Raw genomic sequence first — 26976 nt, forward strand, 5'->3', positions numbered from 1 at the left:
TTAATAAAGCAGGCATTCATACAACGGATGACCTGCTTAAATACTATCCAAGGAATTATGATATATATGAAATGCCGTTGTGGATACGTGATTTTAAATGTAATCAAATATGTGCGGTTAAAGCAATAGTTTATAAGCAGATTGAAATCAGACGTGTTCGTAATTTACAAATTGTAACAGCATATTTACAGGATGATACTAAAAATGTTATTCGGGCAACGTGGTTTAATGCAGCATATCTAAAGAACACATTAAAACCAGGATCAAGTTTTGTATTTAGAGGTATGGTTAAGGAGAATAGAGGAGCGTTTGTTTTAGAACAGCCAAAAATTTATAAGATAAATGAATATAAAGAATTGTTAGATAAAATGCAACCTATTTATCCTCTAGTTTCGGGTTTAACTGAAAAAATGGTTACAAAAGCGGTTGTGCAGGCTATTAAAGTTGAATTGCCGGTTAAAGAATATATGCCAGGTGCGGTACTTAAAGAGAGAGGTCTGATTGATATAAATAAAGCATATATGCAGATTCATTTTCCTAAAAATAAAATGGAGTTAAAGCAGGCGAAGGACAGAATAATTTTTAATGAATTTTTTGATTTTACATATTCACTTAGAAAATTTAAAGATAGTGATAAAGATAATGAAAATAGGTTTGTTATAAATAATTCAGAAGTAATTTCAACGATAATAAATGATTTGCCATATAAACTGACAAATGCACAGCTTAGAACATGGAATGAAATTGAAAAAGATATGTCCGGTTCTAAAGTAATGAATAGACTGATACAAGGAGATGTAGGTTCGGGAAAAACGATAGTTGCAACATTGGCTCTTATAAGTGCAGCATTAAGTGGATATCAGGGAGCAATAATGGTACCGACTGAAGTTCTTGCAAGACAACATTTGGAAAGCATTAATGAATTAATTGCAGAAAATGAACTAAATATAAATACCGTTTTACTTACAGGTTCAATGAAAGCAAAAGAAAAAAGAGAAGCATATGCAAAAATAGAAAGTGGAGAAGTGTCAATTATTATTGGAACACATGCATTGATTCAGGATTCAGTTAATTATAAAAATTTAGCATTAGTAATAACTGATGAACAGCATAGATTTGGAGTAAGACAGAGAGAATCTATTGCAAATAAAGGTTCAATGCCACACATAATTGTAATGAGTGCAACTCCGATTCCAAGAACTCTTGCAATTATTATGTACGGAGATTTGGACATATCAATTATTGATGAATTACCGGCGAACAGATTACCAATCAAAAACTGCGTTGTTGGTACAAATTACAGACCGAATGCTTATAAGTTTATAGAACAACAGGTAGTACAAGGCAGACAGGCATATATAATTTGCCCGACTGTTGAATTTAGCGAAGCTATTGAAGGTGAAAATGTAATTGACTATTGCGATACATTAAAAAACATATTTCCACCATATATAAACATAGAATATTTACATGGAAAAATGAAGCCTGCAATGAAGAATGAGATAATGGATAGATTTGCTAAAAATGAAATACAGATATTAGTATCAACTACGGTGGTTGAAGTTGGAGTAAATGTCCCTAATGCTACAGTTATGATGATTGAAAATGCAGAAAGATTTGGACTTGCAGGGCTGCACCAACTTAGAGGACGAGTAGGAAGAGGAAAATATCAGTCGTATTGCATTTTTATTAATGCCTCAGAAACAAAGAAAGCTTCTGAGAGACTTGAAATACTTAATCATTCAAATAATGGATTTGAAATAGCCAACGAAGACCTTAAATTACGAGGTCCGGGAGATTTCTTCGGTGTAAGACAAAGTGGTGATATGGAGTTTAAACTAGGTGATATTTACAGTGATGCAAGCATTTTAAAAACTGCAGCTGATATGGTAAATAGAATTGAAGATGGCGAAATTGAAGTGTCAGATGAAGAAAAACAAAGGCTTGATGAATATATAGACAAATATATATATTCAAGTGGCTTGAATATTTAAATTACTATGGTATAGTTAAATGTTGAATGGCATTTAAGTAATTATGTATTATGTTATTTATTAAAATAAAGAAAAATATCGGCAGTAATTTGTGCATATAAATAAATTGGAGGTAACACAATGAATATTGTAGTTTTATGCGGTGGAACAAGTACAGAAAGAGAAGTATCGTTAAATTCAGGTTCAATGGTGTGTGATGCTTTAAGAAGTATTGGACATAATGCTGTGCTTTTAGACGTATTTTTTGGAAATGAAAATAAAAATCTTTTAGATGTAAGTGATTTTGATGTACAGGCTGAAAAGGAAAAATTACAGAAATTATCAAAAGATGTTGATAAAGTAAAGAAAGAAAGAAAAGGCTTCTTTGGTGAAAATGTATTTGAAATATGCCAGCAGGCAGATATTGTATTTATGGCTCTTCATGGTTCAAATGGAGAAGATGGAAAATGTCAGGCTGCATTTGATCTGCATGGAATAAAGTATACAGGAGACGGAAGTGTTGCAAGTGCATTAGCCATGGATAAAAGTATTACAAAGCAGATATTTATGGCTCAGAATGTATCTACTCCAAAAGGAATATGGATAAAAAAAGGTGAAAGTACAAATTTAAGTGATTATGGAATGAAGATTCCGGTTGTAGTTAAAGCAAGCAATGGCGGCTCTAGTGTAGGAGTAGTTATTGTAAAAGATGAAAAAGATTACGATGCAGCTTTAAAAGAGTGTTTTGCATTAGAAGATACAATTGTAATTGAAGAATTTGTTGAAGGAAGAGAATTTTCTGTAGGTGTTGTTGATGGAAAGGCTTTACCGATAGTTGAAATTATTCCAAAAACAGGATGGTATGATTACAAGAATAAATATCTTCCGGGTGCAACAGAAGATGTATGTCCGGCACAAATTAATGAAGAACTTACAAAGAAAATGCAGAAATTGGCAGAGGAAGCATGTAAAGCACTTGGAATAGTAACTTATTCGAGAGCAGATGTTTTGATGAAAAAAGATGGCTCAATGTATTGTATAGAAGTAAATACTTTACCGGGAATGACAGTTACAAGTCTTGTGCCACAGGAAGCAAGAGCAATGGGAATGGAATTTCCACAGCTTTGTGAACATTTGATTAATGTTTCAATGAAAAAATATAAGTAAAAATTAAGGAGAAAGTTGAGTTAATATTGCTATTTGAAATAAATTCAATAAATAATACAGTATAATAAACGTATATATTTAATATTAAATCAACAGGAAATATTCATGAAAAATATGACAATTGAAAACATTACAAAGGCATGTAATGGTATGTTTTATGGAGATAAATCATTATTAGACAAAGAAATAACAGGTGTTGAAAAAGATAGCAGACTAATAGAAGAAGGATATTTATATATACCTTTTGTTGGTAATGTTGTGGACGGACATAAATTTATTCCACAGGTTTTTGAAAAAGGTGCGCTTGTAACATTGTCAGAAAAGATTCTGGAAACAGAAGAATATCCTTATATTAAGGTAGAGTCTACAGCGTTAGCATTAAAAGAAATTGCGACATTTTACAGAGAACAACTTGACTGTAAAATAATTGGAATAACAGGAAGTGTTGGAAAGACAAGCACAAAGGAAATAATAGCGTCTGTTTTAGAACAGAAATTTGATGTTTTAAAAACACAAGGTAATTACAACAATGAAATCGGAATGCCTTTAACAATACTTAAAATAAGAGAAAATCATGATATCGCTGTTATTGAAATGGGAATTAGTGATTTTGAGGAAATGCACAGATTGTCTGCAATTTCAAAACCGGATGCGTGTGTTATAACAAATATTGGTACATGTCATTTGGAAAATTTAGGAGATAGAGATGGTGTATTTAAGGCAAAAACAGAAATTTTTGATAACCTTAAGGAAAATGCATATGTAGTTTTAAATGGTGATGATGACAAGTTGTCACAAATAAAAGATGTAAGAGGAGTTAAGCCTGTTTTCTTTGGAATAGAAACAGATAGAGATGTTTGTGCAGTTAAATATCAGTCATTAGGAATTGAAGGAACAAAAGTTACAATAAGATATTTTGACGAAGAGTTTGAAACAATAATACCAATTCCTGGTCATCATATGATTTACAATGCGATGGCTGCTTCATGTTTTGGAAAACATTTTGGGATGACAACAGAAGAAATAGATAAGGGTATTAGAAGTCTTAAGGCTATAAGTGGAAGAAATAATATTTTCCATACAGATAAATATGTTGTTATTGATGATTGTTATAATGCTAATCCTATGTCCATGAAAGCTTCTTTAAGCGTATTGAATGAAGCAAATACCAGAAAAGTAGCAATTCTTGGAAATATGTATGAATTAGGAGAAAATGAAAAACAACTTCATAGAGAAGTTGGAATGCATGCTGCAAATCTTGGCATTGATGTTGTTATATGCATAGGTGAATTAGCAAAAAATATTGCAGATGCTGCAAAGGAAAATAATAAAAATATTAAAGTGTTTTATTTTGAAACAAAAGAAGAATTTGAAAACAAAATGGATGACATATTAAAAGAAAATGACTCTATTTTAGTAAAAGCTTCAAACAGCATGAAATTTAAAACAATAGTTGAAAAATTGTCATAACAGTTTACCTTTAGCAGATTGACGGATTTAGAAAATATGTATTATCGGAATTCTACATAAAATAATTTATAATTGAAAGGTAAAAAACATATGGAAAAAATTGTTTTAGAAAATGAAGAATTGTACGTGGAAATTAATTCTTTTGGTGCTGAATTATCAAGAATTAAAAACATGAAAAATGACAAAGAATATTTATGGAATGCAGATGAAAAATATTGGAAAAGACATTCACCTGTTTTATTTCCTTTTGTTGGAAGCTTAAAAGACAAGAAATATAAGTATGATGGAAAAGAATATTTTATGGGACAGCATGGGTTCGCAAGAGATATGGAATTCCAACTTCTAACTAGTAAGTCAGATGAAATATGGTTTGTCTTAAATGCATCTGATGAAACAATTGCAAAATACCCTTTTATTTTTTCTTTAGAAATTGGATATAAATTAGAGAAAAATAATATTAAGGTAATGTGGAAAGTTAAAAACAATGATACTAAGGAAATGTACTTTTCAATTGGAGCACATCCGGCTTTCTATTGTCCTATTAATGATGGTGAAGAACAAAGTCAGTGTTATATTAAAACGGATTGCAAAAATGAATTTACATATTTCAAAATTGCTGAAGGTGGTGTAAAGGATACAAGTGCAACATATAAAATAACTGTTGATAATGAAGGAATATTTAATATAACAAAAAATATGTTTGACGATGACGCCTTGATTGTAGAGGATAATCAGATTCATAGTCTTTCATTATTAGATTCAAATAAAAATGAATATGTAAAAGTTGAATTTGATATGCCACTTTGTGGTATTTGGTCTCCTGCAAAGAAAAATGCTCCATTTATCTGTTTAGAACCATGGTGCGGTAGATGTGACTCTAAGGATTTTGATGGAGAATTACAGGATAGAGAATACGGAAACAAATTAAAACCATCAGAAGAATTTGAAAGTGGATATTCAATAACAATTTATTAAATTATTTTACAAAAAAGTTCCAGAATGATATTGTAAAGTTATCATTTTGATGCATATTATATTAAAAAAAGAGCTGCCTTTCGGCAGCTCTCGTTTTTCATACTCTAAAGTGAAATGTCTTATTTACCTGACATCTGTTTTTCCTGAGCTTCGATCATTTTCTTAACCATCTGACCACCAACACTTCCGGCCTGAGCTGAAGTTAAGTTTCCGTTGTAACCATCTGATAAAGTTACTCCTACTTCGTTTGCACATTCCATTTTAAATCTGTTCATAGCAGCCTTTGCTTCAGGAACGTTAACATTGTTTGTGTTACTCATAATTTCATACCTCCGAATTTAACATTACTTCCGGTTTTATAAACCTTCAGTATATTTTGTAACTTAAACCATCAACTGAAGGTTTATGTTACAATACTATTATGTGGAGATAGGTAAATAATAAACTGGTAAGTTGAACCTGAATTTACAAATTTTTCTTAATATTAAAATAGCTAAATATTATTGTGTTAAATGATTAAAAACAGTTTAAGGCTCTTAATACAAATAATCCAGTATGCATTTGACATATTTTAATACACAATCTTCATCTTTTATGCTCTCTAATTGAATAAAACCATTCCTTTCGCCGTAGTTTTCAATGAAGATCTGGTTAAAATCTGGGCTTTTGACTGAAAATATCGGTAAAAAGTTATCAGTTACTTTTGTAAAGCAGTTAGAGGCGGTTGCCTGAATTCGGTGATTTTTATCAACATATGTTGCCACATCTTTATGTATTGTGATATCTTCTTCAGGAAGATAATAATAGTCTTTATAATTCTTAAAAAAGTATTTAAGTAAAAGATGTGGACTAATAATGGTAATCTGTGCATTATTTCCATTTAGCTTAAAATAAATGTAGTCTGTTTTTTTAGTAACCGTAAATGGAGCATATACATCTAAGTCTAAATTTATATATAATTCTTTACCGATGATTCCATCTATTGATTTATAATCACGTATTTCATAACTGTTTAGTGTGTAATTTCCTTCAAAAAAATCATTTAATGAAAGAAGAGAAGTGAGTGTGCCCATGTACCATACATCTTCTTTATTGTGTAATAATAGTGGAAACACTAACATTTCATCATGTGTACGCATAAATTCTTTATAGACTTCAATTAAATCACCGCCTGAAAAAGGATCATTACGTTTTATTCCAAGAAAATCTTCGTATGTTTTTTGCTTGTTGTTTTCTAATTTAAGTAAATCAGAATATTTTTTTACTGTTTTATAAATGTCGATGCTTTCAAATGAATTAAAATCAAAATTTATATTATATTTTTCGCCACGCTCCTTTAAAAATGGCATATCAAAAGTATTTCCATTAAAATGGATTATTATTTTATAATTTTGAATAAATTTATGAAAAGCCATCAAAACATTTGCTTCGTCATTTGCATTTTCAGCAACCCATTGTGTATAAATTGGTTCACCGTTAACAAAATACATACATCCTATCATATAAACCATACAATATTTTCGGGAAAAACCTGTTGTTTCAATGTCAAAATAAATCATATGGTCAACATTTCCTAATCTTTCTAATGGGTATTCAATTTTATTTTCAACTTTATCTTTTATAACAATCATAAACGTATGATAACATATAAAAACATAAGGGTCAAAAGTCTAAAAATTGAAGAATACTTCGTTGTAAAAAAGCATAAAAAGTATTATTATAAAGAGTGGCAAGTTAGTTGTACAAAAATGAAAGAGAGGAAGTTAGATGTCTATTTTAACATTTAAGGGTGGAGTTCATCCATATGATGGAAAAGAACTATCGAAAGATATTCCGACCAGACAAATTTACCCTGATGGTGAAGTAGTGATACCTGTAGCTCAGCATATTGGTGCACCTGCTAAACCAATTGTAAATGTAGGAGACAGAGTCCTTGTTGGTCAAAAGATTGCTGAAGCTAATGGATTTGTTTCAGCTAATATTCATTCATCGGTATCGGGAACAGTAAAAAAGATTGAACAAAGATTAGTTCCTAATGGAAGTAAAGTTTTATCTGTTGTTATTGAAAATGATGAACAGTATGAGAAGTTTGAATACGAAAAACCGGATGATAATTTATCCAGAGAAGAGAAAATTGAATTAATAAAAGATTGTGGCGTTGTAGGTTTAGGTGGCGCATGTTTTCCAACTCATGTAAAATTATCACCAAAAGAAATTGATAAAATTGATTATGTAATAGTAAATGCGGCAGAATGTGAGCCATACATTACAGCTGATTACAGAAGGTTAAAAGAACAGCCTAAAGAGGTAATAGAAGGTCTTAAAATTGTATTATCACTTTTTGAAAATGCACAAGGTGTTATTGCTGTTGAAAATAACAAAAAAGATGTAATTGATGAGTTAAGCAAACTTACGGAAAATGAACCAAAAATCTCAGTGGCTGAATTAAAAACAAAATATCCACAGGGTTCAGAAAGACATATTATTTATGCTGTAACTAAAAGAAAGATTAATTCAAAAATGCTTCCTGCTGATGCCGGATGTATAGTTGATAATGTAGATACTATTTATAATATTTATAATGCAGTTAAATTTCATAAACCATTAACTGAAAGAATAGTTACTGTATCAGGAGATGGTATTAATACACCATCTAACTTTGTAGTTCCAATTGGAACAAGTCATGCAAAATTAGTAAAAGAAGCTGGTGAGTTAAAAGATGGAGTTGTAAAACTTATTTCAGGTGGACCTATGATGGGGCAGGCAATGTTTAGTTTAGATGTACCTGTAATAAAAGGTTCTTCAGCACTTTTAGCATTTCTTCATGATGATGTTGCTGATGCAACAATGACAAATTGTCTTAACTGTGGGAAATGTGCAAGTGTCTGTCCTGAAAATCTTATATGTGCTAAATTGGCACAGGCTGCAGCGGCAGATGACATGGATACATTTTTAAAATATCATGGAATGGAATGTATAGAATGTGGAACATGTAATTATATTTGTCCTGCAAACAGAAATATTACACAGTCTGTAAGAACTATGAAGAGAAAAGTTATTGCAGCAAGAAAGAAAGGGTAAGAGTGAACTAAAAATGTATCATGTATCATCAAGCCCTCATGTTAAGTCAAAACTTACAACAAAATCTATAATGGGCGATGTAATTATTGCATTATTACCACCATCTATTTTTGGTATTATTAATTATCAAAATTTATTTGGAATGGAATATGGAATCCGTTCAGCATTGTTGATTTTATTAACAGTAGCTGCTTGTGTGATTTCGGAATATATATTTGATTTAATAACTAAAAGACCATCAACTATAGGAGATTTAAGTGCTGTAGTAACAGGAATGATTCTTGCACTTAACCTTCCATGTACATTTCCTTATTGGAAAGCAATGCTTGGAGGTGCATTTGCAATAATAATAGTTAAACAGTTGTTTGGTGGACTTGGACAGAACTTCATGAACCCTGCATTAGGTGCAAGATGTTTTCTTGTATTATCATTTGCAGGAAATATGACAGCGTTTTATCCTGAAATGTATAGAGTCGTAGATGGAGTATCACAGGCAACACCTCTTACTGCATTAAAAGCCGGAGAAAATGTTGATTTGTTATCAATGTTTATTGGTACACATGCAGGAACAATAGGTGAAACAAGTATTATTGCACTTTTACTTGGAGCTTTATACCTTGTAATTAATAAGATAATTGATTTAAGAATACCAATTACTTACATAGTTGTATTTTCAATCTGCATTATGTTATTTAACGGACAGACAGATATTACATTCTTACTTAAACATCTTTGTGGTGGTGGATTAATTTTTGGTGCTTTCTTTATGGCAACTGATTATTCTACATCTCCGATGACAAAGAATGGAAGAATTTTATTTGGAATATGTTTAGGTGTACTTACTGCAATTTTCAGAACATTTGGAAATACAGCTGAAGGTGTATCGTTTGCAATTATATTCTGTAACTTATTAGTACCTTTAATTGAAAAAATAACAATTCCTAAAGCATTTGGAATGGTTAAGGAAAAGAAGGAGGGCAAGTAATATGAATAAAATGATAAAAGATGCGTTAATATTATTTGCTATTACTTTAGTTTCGGGTTTAGGACTTGGAGCTGTGTATAATGTTACATCACAGGCCAGAGCGCAACAGGAGCAAAAAACAAAAAATGCAGCTTATCAGGCAGTATTTGACGGCGCAGATCATTTTGATGAATACAAAATAAATGACAGTGACCAGAAAAAGATAGCGGACTACATTAAGAAAATGGATACTGATGAAGTTAAAGCTAATGGTGCATCAGATATTAATGCAGACATCAATGAAATAATGGAAGCAAAAGATAAAGATAACAACGTACTTGGATATGTAATAACTGTTACAGATAATGAAGCTTACGATGGCAAGATTCAGTTTTCAGTTGGAATTAAGGAAGATGGAACTGTTAATGGCATTTCCTTCTTATCTATAAGCGAAACACCAGGACTTGGAATGAGAGCAAAAGAAGACAGTTATAAAAATCAGTTTAATGATAAGAAAGTTGACTACTTTAAATATTCAAAAACAGGAGCATCAGAAGATAATGAAATTGACGCAATGAGTGGAGCAACAATAACAACAAATGCAACAACTAATGGCGTTAATGCAGCAATTTTCTGTTTTAAATATATTACAGGAGGTGCTGAATAATGGGTAAATGTTTAGAAAGATTATATAACGGAATTATAAAAGAAAATCCAACATTTGTTTTAATATTAGGTATGTGCCCGACACTTGCAGTTACATCTTCATTGATTAATGGTGCCGGAATGGGACTTAGTACAATGGTGGTACTTGTTTTGTCAAACTGTTTTATTTCATTACTTAGAAATATAATACCAAATGGGGTACGTGTGCCTGCATTTATAGTTATTGTTGCAAGTTTTGTTACTATTTTACAGTTTATGCTTGAAGCATATTTGCCATCACTTAATGCAGCGCTTGGAATTTATATTCCATTAATAGTTGTTAACTGTATTATTTTAGGTAGAGCAGAAAGTTATGCATCAAAAAATCCTGTTTTACCATCTATTTTCGATGGACTTGGAATGGGACTTGGATTTACAATAGCTCTTTCCATACTTGGTGGATTTAGAGAAATAATCGGTGCGGGAACAATTCTTGGAATTAACATTCCACATTGGGATGGAATCGGAATTTTTGTAATGGCACCGGGAGCGTTCTTTGTTCTTGCAGCTTTAATAGCTACACAGAACTATATTAAAATGAAACATGGTCAAAAGCCCAAAGATAAAATATGCGATGGTAATTGTCAGGGTTGTGCAATGGCAACAGAACATTGTAAAGAAGATACAAAGGAGGAAGCGTAAATGGTTCAATGTATGTTAATAGCAGTTGCAGCTGCTTTAGTTAATAATGTAGTTTTAAGCCAGTTCCTTGGTTTGTGTCCTTTCCTTGGAGTTTCAAAAAAGACAGATACTGCAGCCGGAATGGGAGCAGCGGTTATTTTTGTTATTTTGATTGCTTCAAGCGTAACATATGGAATTTATTATGGAATTTTAAAACCTTTTAATCTTGAATATTTACAGACTATTGTCTTTATTCTTGTAATTGCTGCGTTAGTTCAGTTGGTTGAAATGATATTAAAGAAATATGTAAAACCTTTATATCAGGCATTAGGTGTTTATCTTCCTTTAATTACAACAAACTGTGCAGTTTTAGGTGTAGCAATTTCGAATATTGATGACGGATATACTTTTGGACAGAGCCTTGCTAATTCACTTGGAACATCTGTAGGATTTTTGATTGCAATTGTTATTTTAGCAGGTATCAGAGAAAAGAGTGAAAACAATAATATTCCAAAACCTTTCCAGGGAACTCCGATGGTTTTAATTGCCTCAGGGTTAATGGCAATTGCATTTACCGGATTTACAGGAATAATATAGGAGGTGCTTGGATATGAGTGGAATTTTAGGAGCAGTTATTGTTGTAGGCGGTGTTGGTATAATTATTGCAGTTATCCTTGTAGTTGCCGGAAAGTTTTTTGCAGTTGAAGTTAATGAAAAAGAAGCAGCGATTAGAGAAGTGCTTCCGGGAAATAACTGTGGTGGATGCGGTTATCCGGGATGTGATGGTTTAGCGGCTGCAATTGCAAATGGAGAATGTGATCCGGGAGCATGCCCTGTTGGAGGAGCACCGGTTGCAAAGATTATAAGTGAAATTGTAGGTGTTGAAGCAGACGTTGTTAAGAAATATGCGTATGTTAAATGCTCAGGTGATTGTGATAAATCAAAAGATAAGTACGAATATTATGGAAATATGTCATGTCAGGATGCTGCAAATATTCCCGGTGGTGGTGCAAAAGCCTGCGCATATGGATGCCTTGGACTTGGTTCATGTGTTAAAGCATGTGAATTTGGTGCAATATCAGTTGTTAATGGTAAGGCAGTAGTAGACAGAGATAAATGTGTCGCATGTGGTAAATGTGTAAAAGCGTGTCCAAAAAATCTTATTGAAATAATTACGGAAAATGCACAGTATATGGTTTCCTGTTCATCTAAGGATAAAGGAAGAGATGTTATGCAGGCATGTTCTGTTGGTTGTATAGGATGTGGACTGTGCGCTAAGAATTGCCCAAATGGTGCAATTGAATTTGAATATAATTTAGCTCATATTGATCAGAGTAAATGTAAAAACTGTGGAATATGTGCTGAAAAATGTCCGAAAAAAATTATTACTAAATTGCATTAATTGTTTTATTGCATTATGAAAATGCCGGAATTAACATATAATGCGAATAAAATTAAGAAAATCTCACACTATATACTAGTGTGAGGTTTTTTTATGGAAAAATTTATTGACTCAAAAATTGAAATTACTGAGAAGAAAATAGATGAAATACTAGCTATTGGAACAAGCTATGATTTATTGAAAAGGAAAATTACTATTGGAGATAAAAATGCTGTTCTATATTTTATTAATGGATTTTGTGATGAAGATGTAATGGAAAAAGTTATTGAAGCTTTAACATCAGTTAAATCAGAAGATATTCCGAATGATAAAGAAAATTTTATTGCAAACATCATTCCTTATATTGAAACTTCAGATGAAAGTAACGAATATAATATTATTACTGCGATTTTATCCGGGATTGTTTGCTTGATTGTAGATGGATATGAAAGTGCTTTTTTAATTGATGCAAGAGAATATCCGGCAAGAGGAGTTGAAGAGCCTGAAAAATATAAGGTATTAAGAGGTTCAAGAGATGGTTTTGTTGAAACTTTAGTATATAATACTGCATTAATCAGAAGAAGAATACGAAGTCCTGAGTATAGATGTGAAATAACACAAATAGGAGAATGTTCAAGAACTGACGTGGCAATATGTTATATTGAAGGAAGAGTCGATAAAGAGGCACTTAATTTGATTAAAGATAAACTGGCAAATGCAAAAATAGATGCGTTAGCAATGAATCAGGAAAGTCTTGCTGAATGTATTTATAAAGGAAGCTGGATTAATCCTTTCCCAAAGTTTAGATACACAGAACGACCTGATACTGTTGCTGCATCAGTAATTAATGGACAGATTGCAGTACTGGTAGATAATTCGCCGGCGGCTATGCTTTTACCAACTACAGTATTTGATGCTATAGAAGAAGCAGATGATTATTACTTTTCACCTCTTACCGGTACTTACCTTAGATTGGCAAGAGCCTTTATTACAATTATATCCATACTTCTGACTCCATTATATCTTTTATATGCAGTGCAGCCGGAATTGCTTCCAAATTGGTTAATATTTACAAAGGTATCTGATGAGTTAAATATCCCAATTATCTGGCAACTATTAATGCTTGAAATTGGTGTAGACGGTTTGAAATTGGCGGCAATTAATACTCCAAATATGCTAAACACACCGTTAAGTTTGATAGCAGCAATAATTATTGGGGAATTTACAATAACTACAGGGTGGTTTGTGCCGCAAACTCTTTTATATATGGCTGTAGTAGCAATTGCAAATTTTACTCATGAAAATTATGAATTTGCATATGCGATAAAATTTTTAAGAATTATTTTACTAATTTTAACAGCTATATTTGGATTATATGGATTTATTGGAGGAGTTATATTTACAGCAGTTGTAATCGGAATGAATAAAACGATTACAAACACAAGTTATATATATCCTTTAATACCATTTGATTTTAAAAAATTTTGCAGACAGTTCTTTAGAACAAGTAAAAAATAATTATAAAACAGTTATAATTTGAAAACAGTAATATTTTATAAAAAATATATTTTACAGAAATATATTTCTATCAGATTATAACTGTTTATTACATAAAAATGTCCTACAAATTGCAAGAGTAGTTGATACAAGACAATTCGTAAGACATTTTTTCTATATCAAAATATAAAATGATTTTAGTTTGTGTTTATTATTCAGCTTCATTTGCTTCTTCTGTTAATGATTCTGGAGAAATAACTGAAATTGTAGGAACTCCATCTTCTCCTTCATCCAAGACAAGTCCGCTTGAAGTATGGATTGTGTAATCTTTATCAATAAATACTGCTTCGATTTCTGGTGTATTTTCTATTAAACGCATGCCTTTTTTTAACCCTAAAGCAAAACAAGTTGTACTTAATGCATCACCACTTAAGGAATCCTCGGAAATAATAGTTACAGATAAAAGTCTGTTATCAACAGGATAACCTGTTTTTGTGTCTAAAATATGATGATATATTTTTCCGTCCTGTTTGAAATATCGTTCATAAGAGCCTGAAGTTACAATTGATAAATTTGAACCTTTTACAATTGCTGAATATTCTTCGGATGAACCAAATGGTTTTTGAATTCCTATATTAAAATTGCCACCATTTTTTTTGCCACCAATTGTAACAATATTTCCACCAAGATTTATTATTGCTGAAGTAACACCTGTCTGAATCATATAGCTTTTTATTTTGTCTGCAACAAATCCTTTTGCAATTCCACCTAAATCTATTTTTGCTTCAGGGTCTGCTAGTGTAACTGTAGAATCGTTGACGGATATATTTTCGTAGTTTACATGTGACAATGCATTAGTAATATCATCTGATGACGGAACGGATGGATTATCACCTGTAATGTTCCAAAGTATACTCAATGGGGCAATAGTAATATCAAATGCACCATTAGATAATTCGCTATAATAAATACTATCTTCTATTAATTCAGCAACTACAGGTTTTACCTCTACAGGCTGCCCATTTGAATTGTTAATGGCTGAAACGTCACTTGAATCTTTGGTTCTGCTAAATAGTTTTTCGTAATTATAACAAAGACCAAAGCATTCATTTATTATATCATCAGCTGATTCATCACCACTACAACTGTTTATTGTAAGTGTAACAACAGTATTGAAACATTCGTGTGTTGCTGTTGCCGTAGTACTTGATGATGTGGAAACACATCCTGTAAGAGGCATAGCAAGAAGTGTGATGACTATTGTAAGAGATAACAGCTTTTTTAATAAAGTTTTTTTCATAATATTCTCCATATTCATATATCGTTTAGTATGATGTCGTGGTTAAAATTTTTTTGCCCAATTATAAGCAAACTTATGTGAACTTAGACCATTTTGCTTTGGCATCTTAATATATAACTATAGCTTATTATAACACATTTTATTTTATAAATTAGCAGAAAATACTGATTGTATAAAAAATATAATTATGTTATCATTCTATAGGTAAACGTTTGTTCTGATTTATATAAAAATATATAAATTAATGAAACTAATAAATGATGTCGGGGTCAAAAACTCTCAATTTTGGTGTGATAATGAAGTTAAAAAAATATGATATTATAGCTATTATTTGTGTTGCTGTAATTGTAATTATAAGTTATATTACGGTAAATTTGTTAAGAAACGATGAAGCGGATACAGTTGTTATATATGTAGATGGAAAGATAGAGAAAAAGCTTGATTTAAACAAAAATCAGGAATATAAAGTTAATGTTGATAACGGATATAATATTATTCGGATTAAAGATAAAAAAGCAAAGATAAAAGAGTCGGATTGTAGTAATCAGACATGTGTTAATATGGGAACTATCAGTAAAGATGGACAGACATTAATTTGTCTTCCACATAAGGTAGAAGTTACTATAGTTTCAGATGATAAATCAGAAGTAGATGTAATTGCCAGGTAGGAGAATGACATGAGTAAGAAAGTACCTTTGTTAGGAATGTTTGTTGCTTTTGCTGTTATTTTAAGTTATGTTGAGTCATGCATTCCTGTTTTAGGCATCCCGGGAATGAAAATAGGACTTGCTAATTTAGCTATTATAATAGTACTTTATTTGGAAGGAACAAAAGAAGCGGCCGTATGTAATTTTGTCAGAATATTAATAGTAGGATTTATGTTTGGAAATTTGTTTAGCATTTTTTTCGCATTAGCAGGTGCAACTTTAAGCATGATAGTTATGGTGATAATGAAGAAAACTAATAAATTTTCAATTATGATAGTAAGTATGTTTGGCGGAATTTTTCATAACATAGGACAGATTGTTGTCGCATCATTTGTAGTTGATAATTATTATATTTTTGGATATTTACCTATTTTAATTTTAACTGGTGCTGTTACAGGTGCAATAATAGGTATAGTAAGCAGATTGGTCCTTGATAGAATAGATAAATTTTACAATAATAAAGGAGATATACAGTGATAGGATTTGTTGAAGGAATTATTGAATATATTGATGTAGATAAGATTGTTGTGAATAATAATGGTGTTGGGTATAACGTTTTTATGCCGGCATCTCAGATAGATACATTGAATGTGGATGAAACAGTAAGAGTGTTTACATATTTGAATGTAAGAGAAGATGCAATGCAATTGTTTGGTTTCCTTACAAGAGACGATTTAGAAGTATTTAAATTGCTTATTACCGTAAATGGAATAGGACCAAAAGGAGGACTTGCCGTCTTATCTACAATTACTACGGATGACTTGAGGGTTGCCGTTATTTCAGAAGATGCAAAAGCTATTTCAAAGGCTCCTGGAATTGGTGCAAAGACAGCACAAAAAGTTATTATTGAGCTAAAGGATAAATTAAATTTAGAAGATGTACTTGAGCCTAAATTAGATGCAAACTTTCAAGTTAATGATAATAATTCAATGTCAGAAGCAGTTATGGCACTTGTAGCACTTGGCTATTCACAGGCAGATGCTTATAGGGCAGTTAAGAGTATTGATAATATAGAAGAATTAGACGTAGAAAACGTAATTAAAATGGCATTAAAAAAGATTTACTAATGAATGTAGAATTATGTGAAAAAGGAGTAGAGTAATGTCCAGAAGAATAATTACTACTGAACCTGAATATGAAGATATTGCTATAGAAAAGACGCTAAGGCCTCAGGAATTAGATGAATATATAGGTCAGGAAAAAATTAAAACTAATTTAAAAGTTTATATAGAAGCTGCGAAAGCAAGAGGTGAATCTTTAGACCATATTTTGTTTTACGGACCACCCGGTTTAGGAAAGACAACATTGGCATCGATAATTGCTAACGAGATGGGAGTAAATCTTAAAGTTACATCTGGACCTGCCATTGAAAAGCCCGGCGAAATGGCAGCAATATTAAATAACTTAGGCGAAGGTGATGTGCTTTTTATAGATGAAATTCACAGATTGAATAGACAGGTAGAGGAAGTACTTTATCCTGCAATGGAAGACTTTGCAATAGACATAATGATAGGAAAAGGTACAACAGCACGTTCAATAAGACTTGATTTGCCTAGATTTACTTTAGTTGGTGCAACTACCAGAGCAGGTTTACTTACTGCACCACTTAGAGATAGATTTGGTGTAATTAACAGGCTTGAGTTTTATACAGTTGATGAATTAAAGACAATCATTACACGTTCAGCTAAAGTATTAAATGTGGAAATTGATGAGGATGGTGCAGTTGAAATGGCAAGACGTTCAAGAGGAACCCCTAGACTTGCTAACAGACTTTTAAAAAGAGTGAGAGATTTTGCACAAATTAAATATAACGGACATATTACAAAAGAGGTTGCAGATTATGCACTGAATCTTTTGGATGTAGATAAGATTGGATTAGATAAAGGGGATAGAACAATACTTGAAACAATTATTTATAAATTTGCAGGAGGGCCTGTAGGACTTGATACTTTGGCGGCCTCAATTGGTGAGGATTCAGGAACTTTAGAGGATGTATATGAACCATATTTAATTCAGAATGGTCTTATACAACGTACTCCTAGAGGAAGAATTGCAACACCTATCGCTTATGAGCATTTAGGGATAAAACAATAAATGGTTGTATTTGTAAAAAATTGTGATAAAATTAACGTAGTTTATACTTGAATACAATGAGGAGAGTACATATGTCAGCGAAGAATGTAATTGACGTGATAATAGATGGAAAGATATATACTATAGGCGGATTTGAAAGCGAAGCTTATTTACAGAAACTTGCTACATATATTAGTAGTAAAATATTAGAATTTAAGCAGGATGATGCCTATCGTAGACAGAAAATTGATACACAGAAGACTTTATTAGAAATTAACATTGCAGATGACTATTTTAAGGCAAAGAAGCAGGCTGATTTTCTTCAGGTAGAGATAGAAGAAAAAGATAAAGAAAATTATGATTTAAAACATGATTTAATTACAGCAGATATGAAGATTGAATCGTTAGAGGCACAGCTTCAGGAAGCAAAAGATAAGAATATCGAACTTCAGAAAGAAATAGTAAAATTGCAGACAGAATTAAAAAATAAGAAATAACAAAAGCACATATAATATAAGCTTAATAAGTTATTGTGACTGGGAAACAATAAAAAAGACCTGTAGCCGGTCTTTTTTAAGTTTAAAGCAGTTAACGACCGGAGGAATAATGAAAGTAGAACTTTTAGCACCAGGTGGTTCATATGAAACTGTTATTGCGGCACTTAATGCAGGGGCAGATGCAGTTTATACCGGTGGTGAAAAATTTGGAGCAAGGGCAAATGCGGACAATCTAACTATTGAACAATTAAAGTCCGTAATCGATTACGCTCATTTGCATGGCAGAAAGATATATTTGACAGTAAATACACTGCTTAAGGAGAATGAAATAAAAAAGGAACTTTATGATTATCTTGAACCATTATATGTTCATGGCTTAGATGCAGTTATAGTTCAGGATTATGGAGTTTTGGAATTTGTAAGAAAATATTTCCCGCAGTTACATGTTCATGCCAGTACACAGATGACAATATTAGGTGAACTCACTGTAAAAGAGTTGAAAAATAAAGGGGTAACAAGAATTGTTACTCCAAGAGAACTATCAATTCCGGAAATTAAAAAAATTAAAGAAAATTGTGATATAGAAATCGAGAGTTTTGTACATGGTGCTTTATGTTATTGTTATTCAGGCCAGTGCCTTTTAAGTAGTTACATTGGCGGTAGAAGTGGAAACAGGGGAAGATGTGCCCAGCCATGTAGAATGGAATATGATGTTGTAAAGAATGGTAAAGTGCTTAATCCGGGAGATTCAAAGTATGTATTAAGTCCTAAGGATATTTGCACATTGAAAATATTGCCGGATATTATTGAATCAGGTGTTTATTCTCTTAAAATCGAAGGAAGAATGAAGAAGCCTGAATACACGGCAGGAGTTGTAAGTATTTATAGAAAATATATTGACTTATATTTACAGTTTGGTCGAAAAAAATATAAAGTAGATAATAATGATATAAAGAAATTGAATGACCTTTTTAATAGAAAAGGATTTAGTGAGAGTTATTATAAAACATATAACGGTAAAGAAATGATTACATTTTCTAAACCTGATTTCAGAGCAGCTAATGAAGGTTTAATAAAGGGAATTCAGAACAAATATATTAATACTAACTTAAGAAAAAATATAGATATATTTGTTACAATAAAAAAAGATTCTCCAATGGAAGCTGTTGGAATATGTGGTGAAAATGTTGTTACCGTATATGAAGATTTGCCTGATGAAGCAAAAAAACTACCTACAACTTCTGATATGGTAAATGAAAAAATGGCAAAGCTTGGAAATACACCATTTAAAGTTGAAAAAATAGAAACTTATATCGATGACAATTTATTTGTAACCATTGGTAAAATAAATCAATTAAAGAGAAAACTGATTGATGAAATGACAAAAAGCATTATTGACAGATATAAAAGAAATAATGCTTTACCATATGAAAATGTAGAGAAAAATACAATAATATGTAATGATAAAAAGCTGGAAACAGCGTTGGTTTCTAATTTTGAACAGTATAAAACTATTGAAAAATGGAATAGAATATCAAGAATATATATAGAAGCATCAGAATTTACAAGACAGGAAATTGAAGAAGTAGTAAACAACAAAACTAAACAGATATATATAGCAATGCCATATATATTTAGGGAAAAAGACAAGGCTTATTTTTCAAAAGAATATATAGGAATGTTAAATAAATTTGATGGTGCATTAATTAGAAATATGGAGGAATATTTCTGGCTTAAAAATATAGATATGGTAAAAAATTATATTTTTGATTATAATGTATACGTTATGAATAGTTTTTCACAACAATTTATCCGTAAAACAGATGATATAACATATACTGTTCCTGTAGAATTGAATTATAAAGAAATGTTTGATATGGGATGTAGTGGTCAGGAAATGATTATATATGGTTATATGCCTGTAATGACAACTGTAAATTGCATTGCTAAAAGTTGTGATATGTGTCAAAAGTCAAAAGAGATTTACAGTTTAAAAGATAGAAAGAGTGAATATTTTAAGGTGAAATGCGTTTGCGATTACTGCTATAATCTTATATATAATTGTAAGCCACTTTCATTGATTGATTATAATAATAAAATTGATAAACTAAAGTTAAACAGTATAAGATATTCTTTTACATTCGAATCAAAAAAACAAATTAAAAATATGATTGAACATATAGATAATAAAGAATATGATTTGTTATTTGAAAATAATAGTGAAATAACAAGAGGACATTTTAACAGAGGAGTGTTATAACCGGAGATAAGATATGGAAACTTTGTACGTTACTGCAGCTAAATATATTTTTGTGTTACTAATGGCGGTATATACATGGGAATGTTTTAGTGCATTAAAAACAAGAAAAGAAAGAAAGACAGCAAGAATATTTCACAGACAGAATGCAATAATATTTATTGTTTATGTTTTGGGAATATCCGTTGTATATTTGAAAAATCCCTCTAATTTTACAGTTATATTAGCGGGAGCACAGTTGTGCTATTTAGTAATAGTATTAGGTATTTTTCCAATAATTTATTCTAATATAAGCAGAGCGGTATTAAGCAATATGTGTATGCTTTTATCTATTGGATTTATCATGCTTGCACGACTTAATTTTGAAACAAGTGTCAGACAGTTCATTATTGTTGCCGTTGTGACAATGGCATCTCTTATTGTACCATTTTTGATGAGTAAATTCCAATTATGGAAATATCTGACATGGGTATATTGTTTCGTTGGAATAGCAGCTCTTATAGCAGTTTTGTTCCTTGGAGATGAAGATTATGGAGCGAAACTTGCAATTGAAATTGGAAATTTTAAATTCCAACCATCAGAATTTGTTAAAATTATCTTTGTATTTTTTCTTGCAGGTTATTTGGCTGAACATAATAAATTTAAAGATGTGTGTATTTCTGCGGTTTTAGCAGCTATATATGTTTTGATTTTAGTAGCTTCAACAGATTTAGGAAGTGCTTTAATCTTTTTTATGATTTATTTATTTATGCTATTTGTTTCAACAAGAAATATTATATATTTGTTTTTAGGAGCCGGAGGGCTATCAGGTGCTTCGGTAATAGCGTATCATCTTTTTTCACATGTGCAGGAGAGATTTATTGCATGGAGAGATCCATGGTCAGTTATAGATAATGCAGGCTATCAGGTTGCACAGTCATTATTTGCTATTGGAAGTGGTGGATTTATGGGAACTGGATTGTATGAGGGCTCGCCTAAATATATTCCTGTAGTTACTGAGGACTTCATCTTTTCTGCTATAGCAGAAGAATTTGGCGGTCTATTTGCAATGCTTTTAATTTTAGTTTGTTTTAGTTGTTTTATTGCATTTTTGAAAATTGCGATGGAACAGGCAAATATGTTTAATAAACTTGTGTGTGTAGGTCTTGGTGTAGGCTATGCAGTACAGGTATTTCTTACAATAGGTGGTGCACTTAAAATGATTCCATCAACAGGTGTAACGTTACCTTTAGTAAGTAGTGGTGGTAGTTCAATACTAAGTACATTATTTGTGTTTGCAATTATGCAAGGTTTAGCAATTGTGGGAACTAAAGTAAAAAGAAACGTAACGCGAAGAATTCCAACGGAAGGATTAGTCAATGAACAGAGACAGACAGAGAGAATACGACAGCTTGAAAGAACAGGCGAAATTGGAAAAGTCGGAAAGAAAAAAAAGAAAAAAATTAAATAGTGAAATTATGACTACAACGATAATTTTTGCACTTATTTTCTTTGTAATGATAGGATATTATGTGTATTTTCTTGTTGCAGAGAGTCATGATGTTGTAAATAACGATTATAATAAAAGAATTGATGGATATGCTGAAACTGTAGTAAGAGGAACTATATTTAGCGCTGATGGAGATAAACTTGCATATACTAAAACTGATGATGCAGGTAATGAAACCAGAGAATATCCATATGATGAATTATTTTCTCATGTAATCGGAATAAAAAATCATGGAAAATCAGGTTTAGAGAAAGTTTACAATTACGAGCTTTTAAGTACAAATGTCAGTCCTATTCAAAAAATAGTCGACGATTTTATGAATGTAAAAGAAAAAGGAAATGATGTATATACAACATTAGATGTTTCTTTGCAAAAAAGTGCTACTGATAGTTTGGGTAAAAATAAGGGAGCTGTAGTTATCATTGATCCAGAGAGTGGAGCAATCAAAGCTATGACTTCGAAGCCAAATTATAATCCGAATACAATTGATGATATTTGGGATAAACTGGCAGAAGATACAAGCGATAGCAGACTTGTTAATAGGGCTACTCAGGGAAAATATACACCGGGTTCAATATTTAAAATTGTTACAACATTAGAATATATGCGTGAAAATAAAAATTATAATGATTTTCATTTTAATTGTAAGGGTAGTACAACTATAAATAATGTATCTATCAAATGCTTTGATGGACATGCACATTATAGTGAAGAATTGATTGATGCATTTGCATATTCATGTAACAGTGCTTTTTCAACAATTGGAACTGAACTTGATATGACAAAGTTTGCAAGCACAGCAAAAGGATTGTTATTTAATGAAAAATTACCTATTGAAATTGAATATAACAAGAGTGAATTTAATTTGTCAAATGAATCAACTACATTTGATATAATGCAGACAAGTATAGGTCAGGGAACTACATTAGTTACACCAATTCATATGGCCATGATAGCTTCATCAATAGCTAATAACGGAAAATTGATGAAGCCATATCTTGTTGATAAAATAGAATCAAGTGATAAATCTGTAGTTACAAAGACAGAGAATGAAGAATATGCCAGATTAATGACTAAAAAAGAAGCAAAGCAGCTCCAGAAATATATGAGAGCCGTTGTTGAATATGGAACTGGTAAAATCATGGCATATTCAAAATATACAGCGTATGGTAAAACAGGAACTGCTGAAATAGATAAGAATAATAATGTAAATTCGTGGTTTGTCGGATACGGAGAAAAAGATGGTAAAAAAATTGCCATTGCAGTTGTAATTGAAGACATGCCTGAAGGAAGCGATTCAGCAGTAAAATGTGTAAAAGCAATATTCGATGATTATTTTGAGTAATGTGTGTCATTATAATAAATGATGCCAGAGTCAAAAGGTTTAATCCTACATGAACCTGCTCATAAGTGGGTGAAAGCTCTTGTGACCCGTTCCAAGATCATATAATTTTGTTGAATAATAATTTAATAACAATGTTTTATTGAAATACCAGATAAGATTTTGTATACTAAAGTATGAATGTTTGATATGTATTGATGATAATTTTGTATATGATCTTTACATACGTTAGATGCGTTTAGGCAACTCTCAAGCATATGAACACCATAAACATATTGACTTACAGGAGGATTGTTATGCAGAAAGCAGTAAGTTGTGGTGGTGTTGTAATATTTCGTGGCAAAATATTAACTTTATATAAGAATTATAAGAATCGATATGAAGGATGGGTTTTGCCAAAAGGTACGGTTGAACAGGGAGAAGAGTATAAACAGACTGCATTGCGTGAAGTGTGTGAAGAAACAGGAGTTAATGCACATATTGTTAAGTATATCGGAAAAAGCGAATATAATTTTAACATACCAGGCGATACAGTTCATAAAGAAGTTCATTGGTATTTAATGATGGCGGATAGTTACTACAGCAGGCCACAAAGAGAAGAATATTTCCTTGATTCAGGATACTATAAGTTTATAGAAGCTTATCATTTGCTGAAATTTCCTAATGAAAAGCAGATACTTGAAAAAGGATATAATGAGTATCTTGAGTTGAAAAGACAAAATTTATGGGGAAATAAAAAATATTTATAAGGAAGTAGAGGCATTTGCATCCGCATAGGCCTCTTTATATGTAAATGAATAAAATAAATTATCAAAAGGAATTAGAAAAAACAATTAATGGAATTGTAAAAAATAATGAAAAACCTAAATTGTTACTTCATGCATGTTGTGCACCATGTAGCAGTTATGTTCTTGAATATTTATCAAATTATTTTTTGATTACAGTCTTGTTTTATAATCCTAATATATCAACAAAGAAGGAATATGATTATAGAGCCTCAGAATTAGAGAGACTTATTAAAGAAATGCCATTGGTTAATGAAGTAGATTTGGAGATTATGGAATATGACGATGGAGAATTTTATGATATTGCAAAAGGATATGAAGAATGTAAAGAGGGAGGAGAAAGATGCTTTAGATGTTATGAACTTCGCCTAAGAAAGGCTGCAAAGTATGCATCAGAAAAGAACTTTGATTTCTTTACAACAACTTTATCCATTAGCCCATTAAAAAACTCAGAAAAATTAAATTCTATTGGAGAAAAACTGTCGATAGAATATAAAATTCCATATTTGTTTTCAGACTTTAAGAAGAAAGAGGGTTATAAAAGATCGATAGAGTTGTCGAAAGAGTATGATTTATATCGACAAAATTACTGTGGATGTGTATATTCACAGAGAGATGAATAGAGTATATGTTTACAAAGAAATGGTAATTATGATATATTCAAGTAAAATCCATAATTAAGAAGGAGATGTAATTATGAATTGTCCAAAATGTGGAGCAAAATGCGAAAGTGATCAATCTTTTTGTGTTGTTTGTGGAGCACCGTTATATTCAAATGGTGACAATGAGACCGTCAATAATATTGATTTGAATAATGATGATCTCTCTGCAACCAGAATAGTAAGCGGGATTAGTCCAGATTTAAATGCCACAAAGACCAATATTGATTTACATAAAAAAGATGTAATGGAAACCCCGATTAATAGAAAACCGATTGATTTTGAAGAGAATACTTTTGAAGAAAATGAAAAGAAAAAAGAGCCTCAGATAAATAGATTTGACAATCAGAAATCGAGAATTAAGAACGATGAACCATCTTATCAAAGTGTAAATAAAAAGCCTAAAAAGAAAAGCAAAAAGAATATAATTATATTAACAATATTAGGAATATTATTTGCAGCTGTAATAGTTGTTTCTGTTGTGCTGTTTACAAGATCAAAAAATGAAGAAAAGTTTAATAAGTATTATAAAGCAGGAAACGATTATTACGATGCTAAAAACTATGCAGCTGCAGCGACTCAATATAATAGTGCATCTAATCACGCAATAAATAATTCAGAAAGAGTGTCTGTATATGAAAAATTATGGCATTGCTATGAATATATGGGTGAATATGCCGATGAAGAAATTAGTGTTCTTGAGAAACTTATTTCATTAAACCCAAAAGAAATATCATATTATGAAGCGTTGATTATTTTGTATCAAAATAATGATATGAGTGATAAAATTGATAAATTAATTGATTCGGTTGAAGATTATTCCATTAAAGAAAAATTGTCTAATTTTGATGGAACAATTCCAAATCCAAGTGTGGAAACAGGAACATATAGCAAGCCGATAGAAATATCATTACATGTATCTAATAATTTGGATATATATTATACTCTCGATAGTTCAGAACCATCAGAAGATAGTATAAAGTATTCCACGCCAATTAAATTTGAAAAACAGGGTACTTATACTATTAAAGCTATTTCTATTGATTCAAATGGAAAGAGTAGTAAAGAATTGACTGCCAGATATAGATTAGAGTTTCCTACAGTAAATATGCCAGTGGTAAGCATTGACAGCGGAGTTTATGATACTCAGAAGAAAATAACGGTAACTGCCGATGCAGATTGCAAAATATATTATACTAAAGATGGAAGTATTCCTGATTCTAAATCAACAGAATATACAAAAGAAATTAAGATGCCAAAAGGAAATACGGTATTTTCATTTATTGCAATGAATTCTGAAGGAATATACAGTAAAGTTGTAACAAGAGTTTATGATTACGAAGAAGTATATGAATATTCATATGATCAGGCAGTAAGCATGCTTACAACAATTCTTGTAAAAAATAAAACAATGGAAAATGAATATGGTGAGTATAAAAATGGTGATGTAGCTTACTTTACGTATAAGAGTATTGCCAAAGTAGAAAAAAAGAACTACTATATTGTTTCGTTTTCAATAGAATCTGATTCAGGTTCAATAACAAAAGAAGATACATACGCAATTTCATGCGACACAGGGGCATGTTTTAGAGCAAATGTATCTGGAGATTCGTATTCATTAGTTGAAATTAAATAATGTAAATATAAATTGCCAGCTTAAAAAAATATAAAGCTGGCAATTTTCTTTATGCACATGGCTTTGCCATGAATAACACTTCGAATCCGCTACGCTGCTTCTCAGTGATTATACATTCGTCAAATACTATCAGCCTTTTTTGCAAGCAAAAGGCTGATAGTATTTGACTCATTGTGCATAACAAAAAGGCACAAGATATATCTTGTGCCTTTTATATAATGCGGATGGCGGGACTTGAACCCGCACGGGGAAACCCCGGCAGATTTTGAGTCTGCTTCGTCTGCCATTCCGACACATCCGCATACAACGAAATAGATTGTAACATTGATATATAAAAAAGTCAATTACTTTTTTGCTTTGACGTGTAATAGTAAATGATGTATTATAATGGTATTGC

At 31.3% G+C, this 26976-nt stretch carries 25 protein-coding genes and 1 tRNA gene; 22 read left to right on the forward strand and 4 right to left on the reverse strand.

Annotation, left to right across the window (positions count from 1 at the left end; translation table 11 throughout):
- From recG to CCC31_RS02770, 4 genes are all read left to right on the forward strand, one after another.
- On the forward strand, positions 1–1994 hold a 1994-nt coding region (recG, locus tag CCC31_RS02755), incomplete at its 5' end, for an ATP-dependent DNA helicase RecG (protein ID WP_290849553.1).
- Between the two features lie 120 nt (positions 1995–2114).
- Positions 2115–3140 (forward strand): D-alanine--D-alanine ligase, encoded by a 1026-nt coding sequence (locus CCC31_RS02760; protein WP_290849555.1) that lies wholly within the window; start codon positions 2115–2117, stop codon positions 3138–3140.
- Positions 3141–3245: 105 nt separating this feature from the next.
- A complete protein-coding gene (gene murF, locus CCC31_RS02765) occupies positions 3246–4610 on the forward strand; it encodes a UDP-N-acetylmuramoyl-tripeptide--D-alanyl-D-alanine ligase (RefSeq protein WP_290849557.1) in 1365 nt (454 codons plus the stop codon).
- A gap of 90 nt (positions 4611–4700) precedes the next feature.
- The gene (locus CCC31_RS02770; protein WP_290849559.1) at positions 4701–5585 is read left to right on the forward strand and encodes an aldose 1-epimerase family protein; all 885 of its coding nucleotides are present in this window, start codon (positions 4701–4703) and stop codon (positions 5583–5585) included.
- Between the two features lie 119 nt (positions 5586–5704).
- On the opposite strand, the gene CCC31_RS02775 is transcribed toward CCC31_RS02770, so the two are convergent.
- Both CCC31_RS02775 and CCC31_RS02780 read right to left on the reverse strand, forming a co-directional pair.
- Positions 5705–5905 (reverse strand): alpha/beta-type small acid-soluble spore protein, encoded by a 201-nt coding sequence (locus tag CCC31_RS02775; RefSeq protein WP_022089534.1) that lies wholly within the window; start codon positions 5903–5905, stop codon positions 5705–5707.
- Positions 5906–6121: 216 nt separating this feature from the next.
- On the reverse strand, positions 6122–7216 hold the full coding sequence (locus tag CCC31_RS02780) for a ribonuclease H-like domain-containing protein (protein ID WP_290849561.1): 1095 nt from the start codon (positions 7214–7216) through the stop codon (positions 6122–6124).
- Positions 7217–7352: 136 nt separating this feature from the next.
- On the opposite strand from CCC31_RS02780, the gene rsxC reads away from it, so the two are divergent.
- The 7 genes from rsxC to CCC31_RS02815 all read left to right on the forward strand — a co-directional run bounded on the left by rsxC (position 7353) and on the right by CCC31_RS02815 (position 13855).
- On the forward strand, positions 7353–8666 hold the full coding sequence (gene rsxC, locus CCC31_RS02785) for an electron transport complex subunit RsxC (protein ID WP_290849563.1): 1314 nt from the start codon (positions 7353–7355) through the stop codon (positions 8664–8666).
- Between the two features lie 70 nt (positions 8667–8736).
- Complete coding sequence (locus CCC31_RS02790; protein ID WP_336306548.1) at positions 8737–9651, forward strand: RnfABCDGE type electron transport complex subunit D; 915 nt, start codon at positions 8737–8739, stop codon at positions 9649–9651.
- Position 9652: 1 nt separating this feature from the next.
- On the forward strand, positions 9653–10297 hold the full coding sequence (locus CCC31_RS02795; protein ID WP_022089538.1) for an RnfABCDGE type electron transport complex subunit G: 645 nt from the start codon (positions 9653–9655) through the stop codon (positions 10295–10297).
- A complete protein-coding gene (locus CCC31_RS02800) occupies positions 10297–10977 on the forward strand; it encodes an electron transport complex subunit E (RefSeq protein WP_022089539.1) in 681 nt (226 codons plus the stop codon). Before CCC31_RS02795 ends, CCC31_RS02800 begins: the two co-directional genes overlap by 1 nt.
- Entirely contained in the window at positions 10978–11553 is a 576-nt protein-coding gene (locus CCC31_RS02805; protein WP_022089540.1) for an RnfABCDGE type electron transport complex subunit A, read from the forward strand.
- 13 nt (positions 11554–11566) lie between these two features.
- Positions 11567–12358 carry an RnfABCDGE type electron transport complex subunit B gene (locus CCC31_RS02810; protein WP_336306465.1) on the forward strand — a complete coding sequence of 264 codons (792 nt, stop codon included), beginning with the start codon at positions 11567–11569 and terminating at the stop codon, positions 12356–12358.
- 93 nt (positions 12359–12451) lie between these two features.
- Positions 12452–13855, forward strand: a complete 1404-nt coding sequence (locus CCC31_RS02815; protein WP_290849567.1) for a spore germination protein — start codon at positions 12452–12454, stop codon at positions 13853–13855.
- A 190-nt stretch (positions 13856–14045) separates the two neighbouring features.
- On the opposite strand, the gene CCC31_RS02820 is transcribed toward CCC31_RS02815, so the two are convergent.
- On the reverse strand, positions 14046–15134 hold the full coding sequence (locus CCC31_RS02820) for an FAD:protein FMN transferase (RefSeq protein ID WP_290849569.1): 1089 nt from the start codon (positions 15132–15134) through the stop codon (positions 14046–14048).
- Between the two features lie 296 nt (positions 15135–15430).
- On the opposite strand from CCC31_RS02820, the gene CCC31_RS02825 reads away from it, so the two are divergent.
- The 11 genes from CCC31_RS02825 to CCC31_RS02875 all read left to right on the forward strand — a co-directional run bounded on the left by CCC31_RS02825 (position 15431) and on the right by CCC31_RS02875 (position 26579).
- Positions 15431–15802, forward strand: coding sequence for a NusG domain II-containing protein (locus CCC31_RS02825; protein WP_158562645.1), 372 nt, complete (start codon positions 15431–15433; stop codon positions 15800–15802).
- A 9-nt stretch (positions 15803–15811) separates the two neighbouring features.
- Positions 15812–16318 carry a Gx transporter family protein gene (locus CCC31_RS02830; RefSeq protein ID WP_022089545.1) on the forward strand — a complete coding sequence of 169 codons (507 nt, stop codon included), beginning with the start codon at positions 15812–15814 and terminating at the stop codon, positions 16316–16318.
- Positions 16315–16908: a Holliday junction branch migration protein RuvA gene (ruvA, locus tag CCC31_RS02835; RefSeq protein WP_118565069.1), complete on the forward strand. Its 594-nt coding sequence runs from the start codon at positions 16315–16317 to the stop codon at positions 16906–16908. Before CCC31_RS02830 ends, ruvA begins: the two co-directional genes overlap by 4 nt.
- Positions 16909–16942: 34 nt before the next feature.
- Positions 16943–17935 carry a Holliday junction branch migration DNA helicase RuvB gene (gene ruvB / locus CCC31_RS02840; protein WP_117909330.1) on the forward strand — a complete coding sequence of 331 codons (993 nt, stop codon included), beginning with the start codon at positions 16943–16945 and terminating at the stop codon, positions 17933–17935.
- Positions 17936–18006: 71 nt separating this feature from the next.
- On the forward strand, positions 18007–18411 hold the full coding sequence (gene zapA / locus CCC31_RS02845) for a cell division protein ZapA (RefSeq protein ID WP_022089548.1): 405 nt from the start codon (positions 18007–18009) through the stop codon (positions 18409–18411).
- A gap of 109 nt (positions 18412–18520) precedes the next feature.
- Entirely contained in the window at positions 18521–20671 is a 2151-nt protein-coding gene (locus tag CCC31_RS02850) for a U32 family peptidase (RefSeq protein ID WP_290849575.1), read from the forward strand.
- A 13-nt stretch (positions 20672–20684) separates the two neighbouring features.
- Positions 20685–22118, forward strand: a complete 1434-nt coding sequence (locus CCC31_RS02855) for an FtsW/RodA/SpoVE family cell cycle protein (RefSeq protein ID WP_022089550.1) — start codon at positions 20685–20687, stop codon at positions 22116–22118.
- Complete coding sequence (locus tag CCC31_RS02860; RefSeq protein WP_290849577.1) at positions 22027–23502, forward strand: penicillin-binding transpeptidase domain-containing protein; 1476 nt, start codon at positions 22027–22029, stop codon at positions 23500–23502. The genes CCC31_RS02855 and CCC31_RS02860 overlap by 92 nt, the downstream gene beginning before the upstream one ends.
- Positions 23503–23795: 293 nt before the next feature.
- Positions 23796–24248 (forward strand): NUDIX hydrolase, encoded by a 453-nt coding sequence (locus CCC31_RS02865; protein WP_022089552.1) that lies wholly within the window; start codon positions 23796–23798, stop codon positions 24246–24248.
- A gap of 44 nt (positions 24249–24292) precedes the next feature.
- The gene (locus tag CCC31_RS02870) at positions 24293–24907 is read left to right on the forward strand and encodes an epoxyqueuosine reductase QueH (protein WP_022089553.1); all 615 of its coding nucleotides are present in this window, start codon (positions 24293–24295) and stop codon (positions 24905–24907) included.
- A gap of 73 nt (positions 24908–24980) precedes the next feature.
- Positions 24981–26579 (forward strand): chitobiase/beta-hexosaminidase C-terminal domain-containing protein, encoded by a 1599-nt coding sequence (locus tag CCC31_RS02875; protein WP_290849581.1) that lies wholly within the window; start codon positions 24981–24983, stop codon positions 26577–26579.
- Positions 26580–26798: 219 nt separating this feature from the next.
- Here CCC31_RS02875 and CCC31_RS02880 read toward each other — a convergent pair.
- Positions 26799–26880 (reverse strand) — tRNA-Leu (locus CCC31_RS02880).
- Positions 26881–26976 lie beyond the last annotated feature (96 nt).

Origin of the sequence: Eubacterium sp. LMAG:50, from assembly GCF_008680265.1 — a bacterium.
Taxonomy (GTDB): domain Bacteria; phylum Bacillota; class Clostridia; order Lachnospirales; family Lachnospiraceae; genus Eubacterium_U; species Eubacterium_U album.